Below are 573 nucleotides of genomic sequence, written 5' to 3'. Positions count from 1 at the left end.
ACTGAAACAACAGATTGACCAAGCCTTACAACAATTCGAGTTAAAACCACATGCCAAAAGTGGCGATTTACCCAATGGTTTTAAGCAGCGTCTATCTATGGCGGCAGCCTTATTGCATCAACCTGAAATTGTCTTTCTGGATGAACCGACCAGTGGTATTGACCCACTGGCAAGACGTTCATTCTGGTACACCATTGGCGAGCTGGCGAATCAGGGCATTACCATTATTATCACCACGCATTTTATGGAAGAAGCGGAATATTGTGACCGTATTGCCATTCAGGACGCAGGCAAAGTGTTGGCACTCGGTTCACCGCAACAGGTACGACGGCAGGCAGGTGATACTGGTGCAATGGATATGAACAGTGCCTTTATTGCGATTGTGGAACAGGCACGAGCCAAGCAAGGGGGTGATAAATGATGAGTATCTTATTTTTAACCCCCTTGCGGAACTTTAGTCGTTCCTCATCCCCCACTTGCGAAACAGTGTTTCTCAGGGGAGAACACCACGAATCATATAAGGTTTTGATTTCATGGAAAGTCCCCCCTGTGAAGGGGGGATTTAGGGGGGTA

General features: G+C 47.1%; 1 protein-coding gene. It reads left to right on the top strand.

Features of this window, described 5'->3' with window-relative positions; translation table 11 throughout:
* Positions 1-421, top strand: a 421-nt coding sequence (locus B4H32_RS05895; RefSeq protein ID WP_286800880.1) for an AAA family ATPase, incomplete at its 5' end; no start/stop codon positions are given.
* Positions 422-573: the final 152 nt, after the last annotated feature.

The sequence above is a fragment of the Acinetobacter sp. UBA2063 genome, from assembly GCF_002333245.1.
GTDB lineage: Bacteria > Pseudomonadota > Gammaproteobacteria > Pseudomonadales > Moraxellaceae > Acinetobacter > Acinetobacter parvus.
The sequence above is the reverse complement of the archived record's forward strand: the minus strand, read 5'-3'. Positions and strand labels throughout refer to the sequence as shown.